The following is a 15185-nucleotide window of genomic DNA, read 5'->3' on the forward strand; positions in this document are numbered from 1 at the left end:
TCAATATTTTTCGATGGAAAGTTCAGGTGCTTCGTTTAACACCAGGCGTTTATTATTCATACGAATCTTTTCTGAACGCTTTCATTAATACCCTCAGAGTTGTTTTCAGCCTTTGCAAAATAATTCTCATTCACCCAAAGGACATATTATCTATGCGTAATAAAATAATACTTGCCATGGCGGCTGCCGGTATGATGTATGGTGCTTCTGTATTTGCTGCCGATACTACACCCACAGCAGGCCCGTTCGGCTCAGGTAAAATTCTTTTCACTGGTACCATCACCAACTCACCCTGTGATATCGCACCGGGCGACGATGCGATCACCGTTCCGTTTGGACAGATTTCTTACCGTAAACTGAATACCGCCAATGCAACCACGGACTCAAAACCGTTCACCATTCATCTGCAGAACTGCGCCTTCGATCCGAATGAAACTACAATAGCCGGCTCCGCAGGGAAAATGTCTAAAGTAACCGTCTCTTTCAGTGGCACAGCAGATACCTCAGGTAAAGCTTACGTCAGCACCGGCAGTGCCCAGCATGTTGGTGTGCAGCTTCTGAAAGGTGACAACACCTCACTGATTACACCCAATACCCCGATGCCGGATGGCGACGCCCAGCAACTGCAGGCCGGGAATAACGAACTCAACTTCTTTGCCCGCCTGATAGCCCTGACAGATGCCGCAACTCCTGGCGATGTTAACGCATCCGTCACCTACACCCTGAAATACCTGTGATTTCACGCGGTAAATAACGACAGGGAGAAGCCGTCCACGGAGGGGATCGGACGGCTTTTATATCTGACTGTGCCTGCGGGCTGTCTGTTACACGGACGACAACACGAAAGCGCCATGCCATGAAAATTACCCGGCTTGCCATTCTGATTACCCTGACATTTTCCGTCCTGAAGTCGCAGGCCACGGAGTTCAATGCCAGCCTGCTGGACAGCGGGAACCTGTCTAACGTGGACCTCACGGCCTTCAGCCGCGAGGGGTATGTGGCGCCCGGTAACTATATTCTCGATATCTGGCTCAATGACCAGCCGGTACGGGAACAGTATCCGGTCAGGGTTGTACCGGTTGCCGGACTCGACGCGGCCGTCATCTGTGTGACAACAGACATGGTGGCCATGCTGGGTCTTAAGGATAAGATTATTCATGGCCTGAAACCCGTTACCGGTATCCCGGACGGGCAATGCCTTGAGCTGCGCTCCGCTGACAGTCAGGTACGGTACAGCGCTGAAAATCAGCGTCTGACCTTCATTATTCCCCAGGCCTGGATGCGTTATCAGGACCCGGACTGGGTGCCCCCTTCACGCTGGAGCGACGGCGTCACCGCCGGCCTGCTTGATTACAGCCTGATGGTCAACCGCTATATGCCGCAGCAGGGGGAAACCTCTACCAGCTACAGCCTCTACGGCACCGCCGGGTTTAATCTCGGCGCCTGGCGATTGCGGAGCGATTACCAGTACAGCCGTTTTGACAGTGGGCAGGGCGCATCACAGTCCGATTTTTATCTGCCGCAGACGTATCTGTTCCGTGCCTTGCCAGCACTGCGCTCAAAACTGACGCTCGGACAGACGTACCTCAGCTCCGCTATTTTTGACTCCTTCCGCTTTGCCGGGCTCACTTTGGCCAGCGATGAGCGCATGCTGCCGCCCTCTCTTCAGGGGTATGCCCCGAAAATTAGCGGCATTGCGAACAGTAATGCACAGGTCACCGTCAGCCAGAATGGTCGCATTCTGTACCAGACCCGGGTGTCGCCGGGGCCTTTTGAGCTTCCCGATCTGAGCCAGAATATCAGCGGCAACCTGGATGTCAGCGTCCGGGAAAGCGACGGTAGCGTCCGGACCTGGCAGGTCAACACGGCCAGCGTCCCCTTTATGGCACGCCAGGGACAGGTTCGCTATAAGGTGGCCGCCGGACGTCCGCTGTACGGCGGGACGCATAACAACAGCACGGTCAGCCCTGACTTTCTGCTCGGGGAGGCCACCTGGGGAGCATTTAACAACACGTCGCTGTATGGCGGCCTCATTGCCTCCACCGGCGACTACCAGTCCGCGGCGCTCGGGATCGGCCAGAATATGGGGCTGTTGGGCGCTCTGTCTGCGGACGTCACCCGCTCAGATGCGCGGTTGCCGCATGGGCAGAAGCAGTCCGGTTACAGCTACCGTATCAACTATGCCAAAACGTTTGATAAAACCGGCAGTACCCTGGCGTTCGTCGGATACCGCTTCTCGGACCGCCATTTTCTGTCCATGCCGGAGTACCTGCAGCGTCGGACCACTGACGGCGGCGATGCATGGCATGAAAAACAGAGCTACACCGTGACTTATAGCCAGTCCGTTCCGGTACTCAACATGAGCGCGGCCCTCTCGGTAAGCCGGCTCAATTACTGGAACGCACAGTCCAACAATAACTACATGCTCAGCCTCAACAAGGTGTTCAGTCTCGGCGACCTTCAGGGACTCCCGGCCTCGGTGTCGTTTGCCCGTAACCAGTACACCGGCGGGGGTAGCCAGAACCAGGTCTACGCCACCATCAGTATCCCGTGGGGAGACAGTCGCCAGGTGAGTTACAGCGTACAGAAAGATAACCGGGGCGGCCTGCAGCAGACCGTGAATTACAGCGATTTCCATAACCCGGACACTACATGGAACATCAGCGCCGGTCATAACCGTTATGACACCGGCAGCAACAGCAGCTTCAGCGGCAGCGTGCAGAGCCGTCTGCCGTGGGGCCAAGCGGCAGCGGACGCCACCCTGCAGCCCGGACAGTACCGCAGCCTGGGCCTGAGCTGGTACGGCTCGGTGACTGCCACCGCCCACGGTGCCGCTTTCAGCCAGTCGATGGCCGGGAATGAGCCCCGCATGATGATAGATACCGGAGACGTGGCCGGTGTGCCGGTGAACGGCAACAGCGGGGTGACCAACCGCTTCGGGGTGGGCGTGGTGAGCGCCGGCAGCAGCTATCGCCGCAGCGATATTTCGGTTGATGTGGCAGCCCTGCCGGAGGACGTGGACGTCAGCAGCTCCGTCATCAGCCAGGTGCTGACGGAGGGCGCGGTGGGCTACCGGCAGATTGACGCCAACCAGGGGGAGCAGGTGCTCGGTCATATCCGGCTGGCTGATGGCGCAAGTCCGCCGTTTGGCGCCCTGGTGGTGTCTGGGAAAACCGGCAGAACCGCGGGGATGGTCGGAGATGGCGGTCTGGCCTACCTGACAGGTCTCAGCGGGGAAGACCGCCGGACCCTGAATGTGTCCTGGGATGGCCGGGTGCAGTGCAGACTCACCCTGCCGGAAACGGTGACACTCAGCCGGGGGCCGCTGTTACTGCCCTGCAGATAAAAATATCCCTGTCACAGAGCAGGTCTAAAGGAGAAAACAGGTGAAAAACAGCAGAAGAAGCCGTGTGATTTTACTCGCACTGGCGGCGGCATGGAGCCAGTACAGCCCGGCGGCCGTCAATGTTGACCGGACCCGTATTATCATGGATGCGCCGCAGAAAACGGTGGCCATCACGCTGAATAACGATGACAAAACCACGCCGTTCCTGGCGCAGTCCTGGGTGACGGATGCTGACGGGGTGAGAACCGATGCGCTGATGGCGCTGCCGCCGCTGCAGCGTATTGATGCCGGACAGAAATCCCAGGTCCGTATCACCCAGGTTCGCGGGCTGACAGATAAGCTCCCTCAGGACAGGGAAACACTGTTCTGGTTTAACGTGCGGGGCGTTCCCCCGAAGTCAGAAGACGACAACGTCCTGCAACTGGCCATGCAGAGTCAGCTGAAACTGTTTTACCGTCCGAAAGCCATTATCAGAAGCAGCAGTGACCAGCCGGAAAGAAAGCTGACTGCTGAGCGGAATGCGGGACATCTGACCCTCAGAAACCCGACGCCGTACTACATCACTGTGGCGTGGCTGGGAGCAGACCGCAGCCACAGGCTCAGCGGTTTCAGCGAGGGCGTGATGGTGCCGCCCCTGGGGAGCCTGCCTTTAAAGGCTGTTTTGCCGGCAGAAACCCGGACGCTGTGGGTGGGGTATATTGATGATTACGGGGGACTGCAGATGAACCGCTACGCCTGCGATGCCCTGAACTGTGCGTTTAAGGACGCAGGGGCGACATCATGACAGGAAGATTATTCAATATGAAATCACTGATACTGTCAGGTGTATTTTTTTTCTTTGCTGTCTGTGATTCTGCGCAGGCAGCTATCGAATGGTCATATTGTAATGCCACTGGGAGTGTTAACATCCAGAATATTAATATTAAAGCAGGGCAATATGGCACAGGTGATGAACTACAGACAATTAAAGACATTCCCTTCAGTTATACCTGCATAACTGCAATTAATACTTATTCAGAACCTTATAATGCCACTATCAGTCTTAAGAATGTGCAACCAATGGTGGAAGCCCTGAAAAAGAGCGGTCTTGGTATGGAGTTGTTTATTCAGGAGGGTAGTCGAGATCCTGTTAAATTTTCATGGCGGGAGATACAGGCAGGTTTTGCCGGCTGGTCCAGCTCAAAGATATTTGGTCAAGAGTTGGAACAGAATAAAACATATAATCTGAGTGGAAAGCTTACTGTACGTATTTATGTTGAACAAAGTTTTAAATATGGTTTTTTGAACATAAACGTTCCGGCAAGTACATTTGATATTCTTCCCTATAAACCATCAACCGTACCGTCACCAACTAAACCGTATACACCTTTGTCGGTTTCTGCCTTTAATATCAGGATGATTCCTGACAACTCAGGCAAGGTTATTATTTCTCCTTCTGCTACCATCAAAATGGGGCATTTTTATACGGAATATAAGGAAACCATGGTGCCCAGGGAAGTACCTTTCACCGTTACAGCACAACAGAATGTCGGAACGCAGACCCCGTTCGTTGCCCCACTGGCTATAGAGTTCAGGACCAACGATCTGACACTGGCAGATGCTGACAGCACCGTAATTCTTAAGAATAATAAACAAGAAAACAATGGATTCAGACTGTCGGTAATTGATGTGGATAATAACACACCAGTTAAATTTAATCTGAAAACAGATATGGAATCTATCCATCTTGATAACGGTGCTGGTGGCAAAATTATAAAACAGTATAAAGCAAAGGTCGAAGCTATACCCGGTGCGGTAATTAAAACAGGTGCTTTTTCAGCCGCAATGACAGTGATTGTTACTTACAATTAGCAGAATTAAATACCATTTCCTGATAGTTAATTAAAAATAGATATAAATTTATCTTTATGATTATTTTTTCTTCTCGGTCTTTTTCACTAAAAAACGGAGAGTCTGCATGTCTTCTGATAAATCAAAAGAGAAGATAGTTTTTTCAGGTAACGATATTCATTATCCCGGACAGACCAACCATGATGCCTGTTTTATTCCGGTAAGTGTCCGCCAGTATGCCGGCGAGCCCCTGTATATCATCGTGGCACACTGGTGCCTGTTGCAGCAGAACTGGGTTCAGCGTAACCAGATAGCAGAGGCGTTTCACATCACGGCCAGACGGGCCAGCTACCTGATTGCCTATCTGCGAAGCAAAACATCGCGGGTGGTTAGCATCTGCCGTCACCAGACCCTGCCCAATAAAGCACGACGCTATGAGATTTATGTTATCCGGGTTCTTGACAGTCCCACCCCGTCCACGCGCCGTGAAAAGGCCGGACCGCCGCCGGTATCAAAACGCCGGGTCGGTAATGGTGACAGGTCGATGGCAAATGAACTGTGGAACCGGCTGTGCAGTAACAGAAATGCGGGGAAGATCCTGAAAAAGAAGGAGGATGAGGATGACGGAACATAACCGAATACCGGCCCGGCAGATTATCGTTTACGGTGACTGCTGGCCGGTGACGATCGCCGTGGCACACCTGGTCCGAAGATTTCTGCCGGGCTGCAACTGTGAAACCGCATACAGGCTGCCTGTTCTGTTGCAGCAATTACGTCGGAAACCGGAGGCCATACTGATACTGTGTCTGCGTCCCCGTGAACATCTCTTTTTGTTCTATTCCCTGAGACAGATCCTGCCGGACTACCCGGTTATGATTATCAGCGATGAGTTGTTTTTCAGCGACCGGGTGGTACTGAAGGTATACGGCGGCATCCCGGCGCTGCTGGAGCAGGAACTGGCGGAGATACTTATCCGGGGGCGGCGGGGTGAACAGTGGGCCGGGGGCGCACGCCTGCGCAGGACAGGCGAGCTGGACGCCTTTTTGTTATCTCCGGCTCCGGTGACGGGCTTTCTGGAAGTGCCACCGATATTTAACAATCCGAAGCGGTTGATGAACTATATGGATCAGTTGATGCACCGGGAGATACTGGCATGCGGAGTGAGCCTGGCCCAGTTACGCTTGCTTCAGGAAGTTTACCGTGGACGGGGAAGGTTGTCAGCGTTGTGTGGAAGGCTGAATACGCAGGAGAAGCAAATCTGGCAGGACAAATACCGGTTACTGGTGAAGCTGGGAATGCGGAACCGATTACGGGAACTGCTGTTTGGTACCCGGTTTTGTAAATCACTGCAGCGAACTCCGTTTATCGCTCCGCAATAACCCGCCTCCGGCGACCCTATCCAGAAACCCTGAAACGCCGGCTAAACCCGGTGGCGGTGGGGTATGTTTTGCCTGTGGTGTAGTGGAGTAAAATACAGAATTCAGGCGGGACGCTGAATGTATGGCCTTTCATACCGTTTGATAAGTAAAAACGCTTCTGGAATGAAACCCGACGTGAATGATACGGCCTGAGCAGAAGCGTTACATATTTACTGCATGATCCCGGTATAGCCATGAATTCCCATATACACGCCGACCAGACCAATCAGAATGCTCGAAAAATAGGGCGCCCGCCGGGCAAGCGTCGAAAAACCACTCCAGCGCTTTGCTGCCTGTTGAACGCTTATCGCCGCGCCAACGCCTACCGTCACCAGCGTTAATGCCAGAGCTCAGCACCATTGTGGCGCCCAGTGTAAACGCTTTAAGCTGGATACAAATCAGTAAAACGGTGATCGCAGCCGGACAGGGGATAAGCCCTCCGGTCAGGCCGAATAGCAGGATCTGTCCATTAGTCACTGTTTGACCATCAAAACGGCGTTGAATATCGGCAGCATGGGCGCGTTCATGGGCATCCTGATACGCTTTTGACGTTGCGCCTTCCGGATGTATGTGACCATGATGGTCGTGGTCGTGGTCGTGGTCGTGGTCGTGGTCGTGGTCGTGGTCGTGGTCGTGATGGTGATGGTGGTTTCCCGCCAGCCACTGCTGCTCGCCTCGCCATGTCCGCCAGAACATCCAGCACGCGGTGCTCAGAATAATAATCGCAGAAATTAACTGCAGCCATGGTTCCACTGATTGTGCGGTGAATGCCCGGCTAAGATACATCCCACCCAGCGCGATTAACCAGACGATCGCGGTATGAGAAAGCGTTGCTGCCAGACCGAGCATGACGGCCTGTTTAACCGTACCTTTAATGGCAATGATAAAAGCCGCCATCATAGTTTTGGAGTGCCCTGGTTCAAGCCCGTGCAAAATACCTAATAAAATGGCGCTGGGAATGAAGAACCAGCCGTTTCCTTGCTGAAGAAGTGTCGAAAATTCACCCATGAGAATGATTCTTAGTTGTTTTATGTGGGCGTCATTCTACTCCCCCCCAGTATGGAATACTACCCCCCAGTAGCATCGTAATGCTATAATTTGTATTCGTTAATGTTAGTGAGGTGTTGTAATGTCACATACCATCCGGGACAAACAAAAGCTTAAAGCCAGAACCAGCAAGATTCAGGGGCAGGTGATAGCGCTAAAAAAAATGCTGGATGAACCGCATGAATGCGCGGCCGTGTTACAACAGATCGCGGCGATTCGCGGCGCGGTAAATGGCTTAATGCGCGAGGTGATTAAAGGGCATCTGACCGAGCATATCGTTCATCAGAGTGATGAAGTCAGACGTGAAGAAGATCTGGACGTAATATTAAAGGTGCTGGATTCTTATATAAAATAGCCGGGAGTTATATCCCGGCTATCTTTTACTTTAGCCGAAAAACATCACCGATACGCAAAGTAAACCGACGACCAACGTAATGAAATTACCTACTGAACGGTAGGGTTTCAATGCCGGTATCAGGTACGTTGACAACGTGGGCATAATAAACAGAATCATCGCAATGAGCGGGCCGCTAATAGCATAAATCATAGAGATGGCATTCGGGTTAATACAGCAAATAATAAACGTAATCCCGGAAACCAGCATGATAGACAGCGCGCGATTGAACGCCCGGCTTTTTTTTACGCCAACCTGCTGTAGGGTGGTTCTTACCATTTCGGTTGCGCCCTCGATGACGCCGAAATAGGTGCCGAGGAAAGATTTCGACATGGCCACGACGGCAACGATAATACCGGAAATAGAGAGCCAGGCCGGCGCATTGGGCATCATCGAGAGCGCGGAAAGGATGGTAACGCCTTCGTTGCGCGCGTCTTCAATGTATGACGGCGGAATGGAGAGCAGGCAGCTAAAGACAAAGAACAGCACGCTCAGGCAGATAATCAGATAGGCGACCTTCATGATCTTTTTGCATTTATCCATGGCCTGATCGCCAAAATTTTCCCGTCTGTCGATGGCAAACGTCGAAATAATGGGCGTATGGCTAAAAGCAAAAACCATCACCGGAATAGAAATCCATACCTGGTGCAACGTGTGACTATCCAAAGACATCTGCCCGGTCAGTAACGAGGGTTGCCAGCTTCCGGTTAAGTAGAGCGAAAGGAACAAGAAGTAAGCGATAAGTGGAAAGACTAAAAAGCCCATTACGCGAAGAGTGGCATGTCTTCCCATTAAGAAAATCATATTCAGGATAAGTACTACGCCGAAGCTAACTGCCATCCGGATGCGAATATCTATCTGAATATGCTTCGCTAATTGCTCTGTCAGGGAATTGGTAATCGCCACAGCATAAATTAATACCACGACAAAAAACGCAATGAAATAAAGCGTGGTAATAATATTGCCGATTTTCTTGCCGTAATAATGAGTAACGGCGCCAGTAATTCCCTCACCGGCAGAAGTCTTTGAGGAAAGAATAAACTGACACAGCGCCTTATGCGGCCAGTATGTTAGAGGCCAGGCGACCAGCGCGGTAATAAATAGCACGATTGCGCCTGCCGATCCCAACTGGATGGGAAGGAAAAGAGTGCCTGCGCCTACAGCCGTTCCGTATAATGCAAAACTCCAGAGAGTCTCATCTTTTGACCAAATTTTAGACATTATTTGAATTTATCAACTATAAAACACACAAAAAGAAGCGCAATTTACCATAAATAGCGTCAGTTGGGGGCGTTTTAAGCAGATGGATGTCGTGGAGGAGGAGGGCCGGGAGCGTTGCGATCCCGGCAAAAAAGAGCAATATCATGCACTAACGCGCTGTTGGCGGCGAGTCACTATTCGTTGGCGTAAAACATCGTATGCCCAGTTGTACAGCATCGTGTACGGCAAAAAGAACAGGAAGAAACCAATTTCCAGGGTGAATGCTTGTAGCAGGCTGACATTCAGTACCCAGGCGACAATACTCACGCCAATGACAATAAACCCACTTTCAAATCCTAACGCATGGAATGCGCGCACTTTGGCGGTTCGTCCCCACAAACATTGGCGCGACGCGTCTGCCTGTTCAAAGCTGGATGGGGGTTTATGTGGCGACCACGCATCCGTTGGCGTCGCAGACGAACCTGCAATGGGAGCAACTGCATACCTGGCGCGAGCTGCGTCTGAATACCTACCTTGAATCTAATGCCAACATTACGCGCGGCCCGGCCTGGTCAGCGCCAAACTATTTATTACTGTTGAGCATGGCGGTTCAGGGATTTGGCTGGTGCGTATTGCCCTGCGCGCTGGTGGAAGAGTTTGAGGCGGAAAAACCGCTGGCGCAGCTGGATGTTCCTGGCTGGCCGAGGGCGATTGCTATTGGTTTGTTGTGGAACAAGAAGACGCCGCCCGGAACGGCGGGGAACTGGCTTCGCTACCATTTGCAGCAGAAATAAGCTGCGTCACCGTCAAATCAGCGTCATTTCCTTTGTGATAAAATTCACTTTTTTTAAACAATCAAGATAACTAATTTTAACAATGCTCTACTATGGCGGTGTCATTTTGCGCTGAGGTGGTAATGAAAGAGGTTGTGATAGTGGGGGCTTTACGGACACCCATCGGCTGTTTTCAGGGAACGCTGGCCCGTCATTCCGCCGTCGAGCTGGGGAGCATGGTCGTAAAAGCGTTAATTGAGCGCACCGGCGTGGACGCTAACGCTATCGATGAGGTCATCCTTGGTCAGGTGCTGACGGCTGGCGCCGGGCAGAATCCGGCGCGCCAGTCAGCCATCAAAGGAGGGCTGCCGACTACCGTTTCCGCTATTACCATTAATGACGTTTGTGGTTCCGGTTTAAAAGCGTTGCACCTGGCGACGCAGGCTATTCAGTGCGGCGAAGCGGACATTGTTATTGCGGGCGGGCAGGAGAATATGAGCCGTGCGCCGCATGTCCTCAATGACAGCCGTACCGGCGCGTTGCCTGATGCCGACAATCTGGTGGATAGTCTGGTACATGATGGCTTATGGGATGCCTTCAACGATTATCACATTGGCGTAACGGCAGAAAACCTGGCGCGGGAATATGGCATCAGCCGCGAGTTACAGGATGCTTATGCGCTCAGTTCGCAGCAAAAAGCCAGGGCCGCGATTGATACCGGGCGTTTTAAAGATGAGATTGTCCCCATCGTCACGCAACGTAATGGGCAGACCGCAATTGTCGATACGGATGAACAACCGCGGGCCGACGCCAGTGCGGAGGGGTTAGCCCTGCTGCATCCGGCGTTTGATAGTTTAGGTTCGGTGACGGCGGGTAATGCCTCCTCAATCAACGATGGCGCCGCCGCGGTGATGATGATGAGCGAGACGAAAGCCCGGGCGCTGGGGCTGCCGGTGCTGGCGCGCATCCGCGCGTTTGCCAGCGTCGGCGTCGATCCTGCGCTAATGGGGATTGCGCCGGTATATGCTACCCGGCGCTGTCTGGAGCGTGCCGGCTGGCAATTGACGGAGGTCGACCTTATCGAAGCCAACGAAGCGTTTGCCGCCCAGGCGTTGTCGGTAGGAAAAATGCTGGAATGGGATGAGCGACGGGTAAACGTTAATGGCGGCGCGATTGCGCTGGGGCATCCCATTGGCGCTTCCGGCTGTCGAATTCTGGTTTCACTGGTGCACGAAATGGTTAAACGCGACGCGCGAAAAGGCCTGGCGACGCTGTGTATCGGTGGCGGTCAGGGCGTTGCTTTAACCATTGAACGCGATTGATCCTACGCCAGCCACCCTTTTCCTGCTTCAGTATTCCGTCATAAAAAGCCCTCTATCACGAGGGCAAAGCCAGTGACAGAACACCCTTTTTCGTTATAGCGCAGAACGTCTTGCCGCGTCGGGCATTGCAGGCGCGTACCGCTTGTAATTCAATTCGCACATCAGACCCCGTTCCAAAACAAGCTCCAATTTTTATCTGGGTAACCGCATACAGCATCTGGTGCACATGTCTGAAAATCAGACAAATGCGTAAGTTTTAGCGCCGTTCGTGATCGCTACAGCAGTTTTAAAAATAACCAGGCATAAAAATGAAACGTTGTTTTATTTATTGTTGAAAACCTTCATCCAGGCGACTATGATGCCGTTAAATAAATCAAAACAGTGTTTTGATTTTATGCCATTGCGATCGATTTATCATTGGAGGGAAAAGTGGACGTAAGGCAAAGCATCCATAGCGAGCACGCTAAAACGCTGGACACCCAGGCGCTGCGACGCGAGTTTTTAATAGAAAATATTTTTGTCGCTGATGAATATACGATGTTCTACAGCCATATCGACCGTATTATTGTCGGCGGCATTATGCCCGTCAGCCATTCTGTTGAAATCGGCGGAGAGGTGGGTAAACAGCTTGGCGTTTCCCGGTTACTGGACCGCCGCGAGCTGGGCGTCATTAATATTGGCGGCGCGGGCGCCATTATCGTTGACGGGCAGCGCCATGATATTGGTCATCGTGATGCTCTGTATATTGGTAAAGGGGCGAAAGAGCTGGTCTTCGTCAGCAATGAGGCGAGCAGACCGGCGAAGTTTTATTACAACTGCGCGCCAGCGCATACCGCTTATCCGACGAAAAAAGTGTCGCCTGCCGACGTTGCGCCCGTCACCTTAGGCGATAACCTCACCAGTAACCGTCGCACCATCAATAAATACTTCGTACCGGATGTACTGGAAACCTGTCAGCTCAGTATGGGACTCACCGAACTGGCGCCCGGTAATCTATGGAACACCATGCCATGCCATACCCATGAGCGCCGTATGGAAGTTTACCTCTATTTCAATATGGAAGAGGACAGTTGCGTTTTCCATATGATGGGGCAGCCTCAGGAAACCCGTCATATTGTGATGCGTAATGAACAGGCGGTTATTTCCCCAAGCTGGTCAATACATTCTGGCGTTGGCACCAAAGCCTATACGTTTATTTGGGGCATGGTGGGAGAAAATCAGGTCTTCGATGACATGGATCACGTTGCGGTACAAGATCTGCGCTAGTCGCGACCGGTGATAACGCCTGTGCGTGACAGGCATGACAAAAATAAGGATTAACAATGATTTTGAATGCATTTTCTCTTGAAGGTAAAGTCGCGGTTGTGACGGGGTGCGATACCGGATTGGGGCAGGGGATGGCGTTAGGGCTGGCGGAAGCGGGCTGTGACATTGTCGGTATTAACATTGTTGAACCGACGGAAACTATTGCGCGCGTCACCGCTCTGGGACGTCGTTTTTTAAGCCTGATAGCCGATCTGCGTCAAATCGATGGTATTCCGGCATTACTGGAACGGGCGGTGGCAGAATACGGTCATATTGATATTCTGGTGAATAACGCGGGTTTGATCCGTCGTGAAGATGCGATTGATTTCACGGAAAAAGACTGGGATGACGTCATGAACCTGAACATCAAGAGCGTGTTCTTTATGTCTCAGGCGGCGGCAAAACTTTTTATTGCCCAGGGCAACGGCGGCAAAATTATTAATATCGCGTCTATGCTCTCCTTCCAGGGCGGCATTCGCGTTCCGTCTTATACCGCGTCGAAAAGCGGCGTAATGGGAATAACGCGTCTGATGGCGAACGAGTGGGCGAAACACAATATCAATGTGAACGCCATCGCGCCGGGCTATATGTCCACGAATAATACCCAGCAATTGCGTGCTGATGCACAACGTAGCGCCGAAATTCTCGACCGTATTCCGGCTGGACGTTGGGGACTACCGGGCGATTTAATGGGGCCGGTAGTCTTCCTGGCATCCAGCGCTGCTGATTATATTAACGGCTATACCATAGCGGTAGATGGCGGTTGGCTGGCGCGTTAATCCGCTACTGACAAATGCGTTTCTGGGAAAATCGACGCTTTGGCCGAAAAGCTGATAAAGCCCTGTCCTGGTACAGGGTTTTTTTATGATCTCATTAGCATAGTCCATATTGTGGGTTTAACTTAATCCATATATTGTTAAATAATAGCTATGATCAATGCTTTAACCTATTGAAATATTGGTGGTTTGAAAAAATACCCGGCAACGGCGTTAAATTTAAAAAGTGTAATATCCATCACATATCGCTATAGCGTAGCCATTTAATCCATATTTATGCCGTTTCCAGCCTGACACTTGAGGAAGAGTATCCCGTACTTTCAGGCTATGTCTTACTCTGTTGTGGCAGGAAAATATGGTCTCTATTAATCATGACTCTGCTTTAACGCCGCGTTCGCTTCGCGACACACGACGTATGAATATGTTTGTTTCGGTTTCTGCAGCGGTAGCGGGACTGTTATTTGGTCTGGATATCGGCGTTATCGCCGGGGCGCTGCCTTTTATTACCGACCATTTCGTACTGACCAGCCGGCTGCAGGAATGGGTCGTCAGCAGTATGATGCTTGGCGCGGCAATTGGCGCATTATTTAACGGCTGGCTTTCATTCCGGCTGGGGCGTAAGTATAGCCTGATGGCTGGCGCGATTTTGTTCGTGCTCGGCTCGCTGGGGTCGGCGTTTGCTTCCAGCGTGGAAGTATTGATTGGCGCCCGCGTGATACTGGGCGTAGCAGTAGGGATTGCGTCCTATACCGCGCCGCTTTATCTCTCTGAAATGGCAAGTGAAAATGTTCGCGGCAAAATGATCAGTATGTATCAACTGATGGTGACGTTAGGCATTGTGCTGGCTTTTTTATCCGATACGGCATTCAGCTACAGCGGCAACTGGCGCGCGATGTTGGGCGTGCTGGCGCTGCCTGCGGTGTTGCTCATTATTCTCGTGGTATTCCTGCCGAATAGTCCGCGTTGGCTGGCGCAAAAAGGTCGCCATATTGAAGCGGAAGAGGTGCTGCGTATGCTGCGCGATACCTCGGAAAAAGCCCGTGATGAACTGAATGAGATTCGGGAAAGCCTCAAACTCAAGCAGGGCGGGTGGGCATTATTTAAAGCTAACCGCAATGTTCGCCGCGCCGTGTTCCTCGGTATGCTGCTACAGGCAATGCAGCAGTTCACCGGCATGAACATCATTATGTACTATGCGCCGCGCATTTTTAAAATGGCCGGCTTTACCACCACGGAACAGCAAATGATCGCCACGCTGGTGGTCGGACTGACCTTTATGTTCGCGACGTTTATCGCCGTCTTTACGGTCGATAAGGCCGGGCGTAAACCGGCGTTAAAAATCGGTTTCAGCGTAATGGCGTTAGGGACATTGGTGTTGGGCTACTGCCTGATGCAGTTTGATAACGGTACGGCATCAAGCGGTCTCTCCTGGCTTTCCGTTGGGATGACGATGATGTGTATCGCCGGTTACGCGATGAGCGCCGCTCCGGTGGTGTGGATACTGTGTTCGGAAATCCAGCCGCTGAAATGCCGTAATTTTGGCATTACCTGTTCAACCACGACAAACTGGGTATCGAACATGATCATCGGCGCGACATTCCTGACACTGTTGGACAGTATTGGCGCGGCAGGTACATTCTGGCTCTACACCGCGCTGAATATCGCTTTTATCGGCATCACTTTCTGGCTGATTCCGGAAACCAAAAATGTCACCCTGGAGCATATCGAACGCAAGCTAATGGCGGGCGAGAAGCTAAGAAATATTGGCGTGTAA

Annotated in this window: 12 protein-coding genes and 3 pseudogenes; 12 read left to right on the forward strand and 3 right to left on the reverse strand. The window is 52.0% G+C overall.

The features are described from left to right. The first annotated feature begins 152 nt into the window (after positions 1 to 152). From ACLJRU_RS09530 to ACLJRU_RS09555, 6 genes are all read left to right on the forward strand, one after another. Entirely contained in the window at positions 153 to 737 is a 585-nt protein-coding gene (locus tag ACLJRU_RS09530) for a fimbrial protein (RefSeq protein WP_001244638.1), read from the forward strand. A 119-nt stretch (positions 738 to 856) separates the two neighbouring features. Then, on the forward strand, positions 857 to 3346 hold the full coding sequence (gene stdB / locus ACLJRU_RS09535) for a fimbrial outer membrane usher protein StdB (RefSeq protein ID WP_001540852.1): 2490 nt from the start codon (positions 857 to 859) through the stop codon (positions 3344 to 3346). Between the two features lie 40 nt (positions 3347 to 3386). Beyond that, a complete protein-coding gene (gene stdC / locus ACLJRU_RS09540; RefSeq protein WP_000798505.1) occupies positions 3387 to 4130 on the forward strand; it encodes a fimbrial biogenesis chaperone StdC in 744 nt (247 codons plus the stop codon). Then, positions 4127 to 5197, forward strand: a complete 1071-nt coding sequence (locus ACLJRU_RS09545; protein WP_023235224.1) for a hypothetical protein — start codon at positions 4127 to 4129, stop codon at positions 5195 to 5197. The genes stdC and ACLJRU_RS09545 overlap by 4 nt, the downstream gene beginning before the upstream one ends. Positions 5198 to 5303: 106 nt before the next feature. Then, a complete protein-coding gene (locus ACLJRU_RS09550; RefSeq protein ID WP_000093331.1) occupies positions 5304 to 5810 on the forward strand; it encodes a CaiF/GrlA family transcriptional regulator in 507 nt (168 codons plus the stop codon). Then, the gene (locus tag ACLJRU_RS09555; RefSeq protein WP_000134784.1) at positions 5797 to 6555 is read left to right on the forward strand and encodes a transcriptional regulator; all 759 of its coding nucleotides are present in this window, start codon (positions 5797 to 5799) and stop codon (positions 6553 to 6555) included. The genes ACLJRU_RS09550 and ACLJRU_RS09555 overlap by 14 nt, the downstream gene beginning before the upstream one ends. 209 nt (positions 6556 to 6764) lie before the next feature. On the opposite strand, the pseudogene ACLJRU_RS09560 reads toward ACLJRU_RS09555, so the two are convergent. Next, a pseudogene (locus ACLJRU_RS09560) lies at positions 6765 to 7602 on the reverse strand (nickel/cobalt efflux protein RcnA). A gap of 121 nt (positions 7603 to 7723) precedes the next feature. On the opposite strand from ACLJRU_RS09560, the gene rcnR reads away from it, so the two are divergent. After that, a complete protein-coding gene (rcnR, locus tag ACLJRU_RS09565; protein WP_000019954.1) occupies positions 7724 to 7996 on the forward strand; it encodes a Ni(II)/Co(II)-binding transcriptional repressor RcnR in 273 nt (90 codons plus the stop codon). 30 nt (positions 7997 to 8026) lie between these two features. Here rcnR and ACLJRU_RS09570 read toward each other — a convergent pair whose 3' ends face one another. Together ACLJRU_RS09570 and ACLJRU_RS09575 are read right to left on the reverse strand one after the other, a co-directional pair. Further along, positions 8027 to 9256 (reverse strand): amino acid permease, encoded by a 1230-nt coding sequence (locus ACLJRU_RS09570; protein WP_000036825.1) that lies wholly within the window; start codon positions 9254 to 9256, stop codon positions 8027 to 8029. Between the two features lie 141 nt (positions 9257 to 9397). Continuing rightward, positions 9398 to 9625: pseudogene (locus ACLJRU_RS09575) on the reverse strand (PACE efflux transporter); the annotation flags it as partial. Positions 9626 to 9627: 2 nt separating this feature from the next. Here ACLJRU_RS09575 and ACLJRU_RS09580 point away from each other — a divergent pair. The 5 genes and pseudogenes from ACLJRU_RS09580 to araE all read left to right on the forward strand — a co-directional run. Continuing rightward, positions 9628 to 10029 (forward strand): annotated as a pseudogene (locus ACLJRU_RS09580) (substrate-binding domain-containing protein); the annotation flags it as partial. 122 nt (positions 10030 to 10151) lie between these two features. Next, positions 10152 to 11330: an acetyl-CoA C-acetyltransferase gene (locus ACLJRU_RS09585; protein WP_000665984.1), complete on the forward strand. Its 1179-nt coding sequence runs from the start codon at positions 10152 to 10154 to the stop codon at positions 11328 to 11330. A gap of 429 nt (positions 11331 to 11759) precedes the next feature. After that, the gene (kduI, locus tag ACLJRU_RS09590; protein ID WP_000383262.1) at positions 11760 to 12596 is read left to right on the forward strand and encodes a 5-dehydro-4-deoxy-D-glucuronate isomerase; all 837 of its coding nucleotides are present in this window, start codon (positions 11760 to 11762) and stop codon (positions 12594 to 12596) included. Positions 12597 to 12652: 56 nt separating this feature from the next. Further along, positions 12653 to 13414 carry a 2-dehydro-3-deoxy-D-gluconate 5-dehydrogenase KduD gene (gene kduD / locus ACLJRU_RS09595; protein ID WP_001540849.1) on the forward strand — a complete coding sequence of 254 codons (762 nt, stop codon included), beginning with the start codon at positions 12653 to 12655 and terminating at the stop codon, positions 13412 to 13414. A 352-nt stretch (positions 13415 to 13766) separates the two neighbouring features. Further along, the gene (gene araE / locus ACLJRU_RS09600; protein WP_023235222.1) at positions 13767 to 15185 is read left to right on the forward strand and encodes an arabinose-proton symporter AraE; all 1419 of its coding nucleotides are present in this window, start codon (positions 13767 to 13769) and stop codon (positions 15183 to 15185) included.

Source organism: Salmonella sp. SAL00653, assembly GCF_046552515.1.
GTDB classification, from domain to species: Bacteria; Pseudomonadota; Gammaproteobacteria; order Enterobacterales; family Enterobacteriaceae; genus Salmonella; species Salmonella enterica.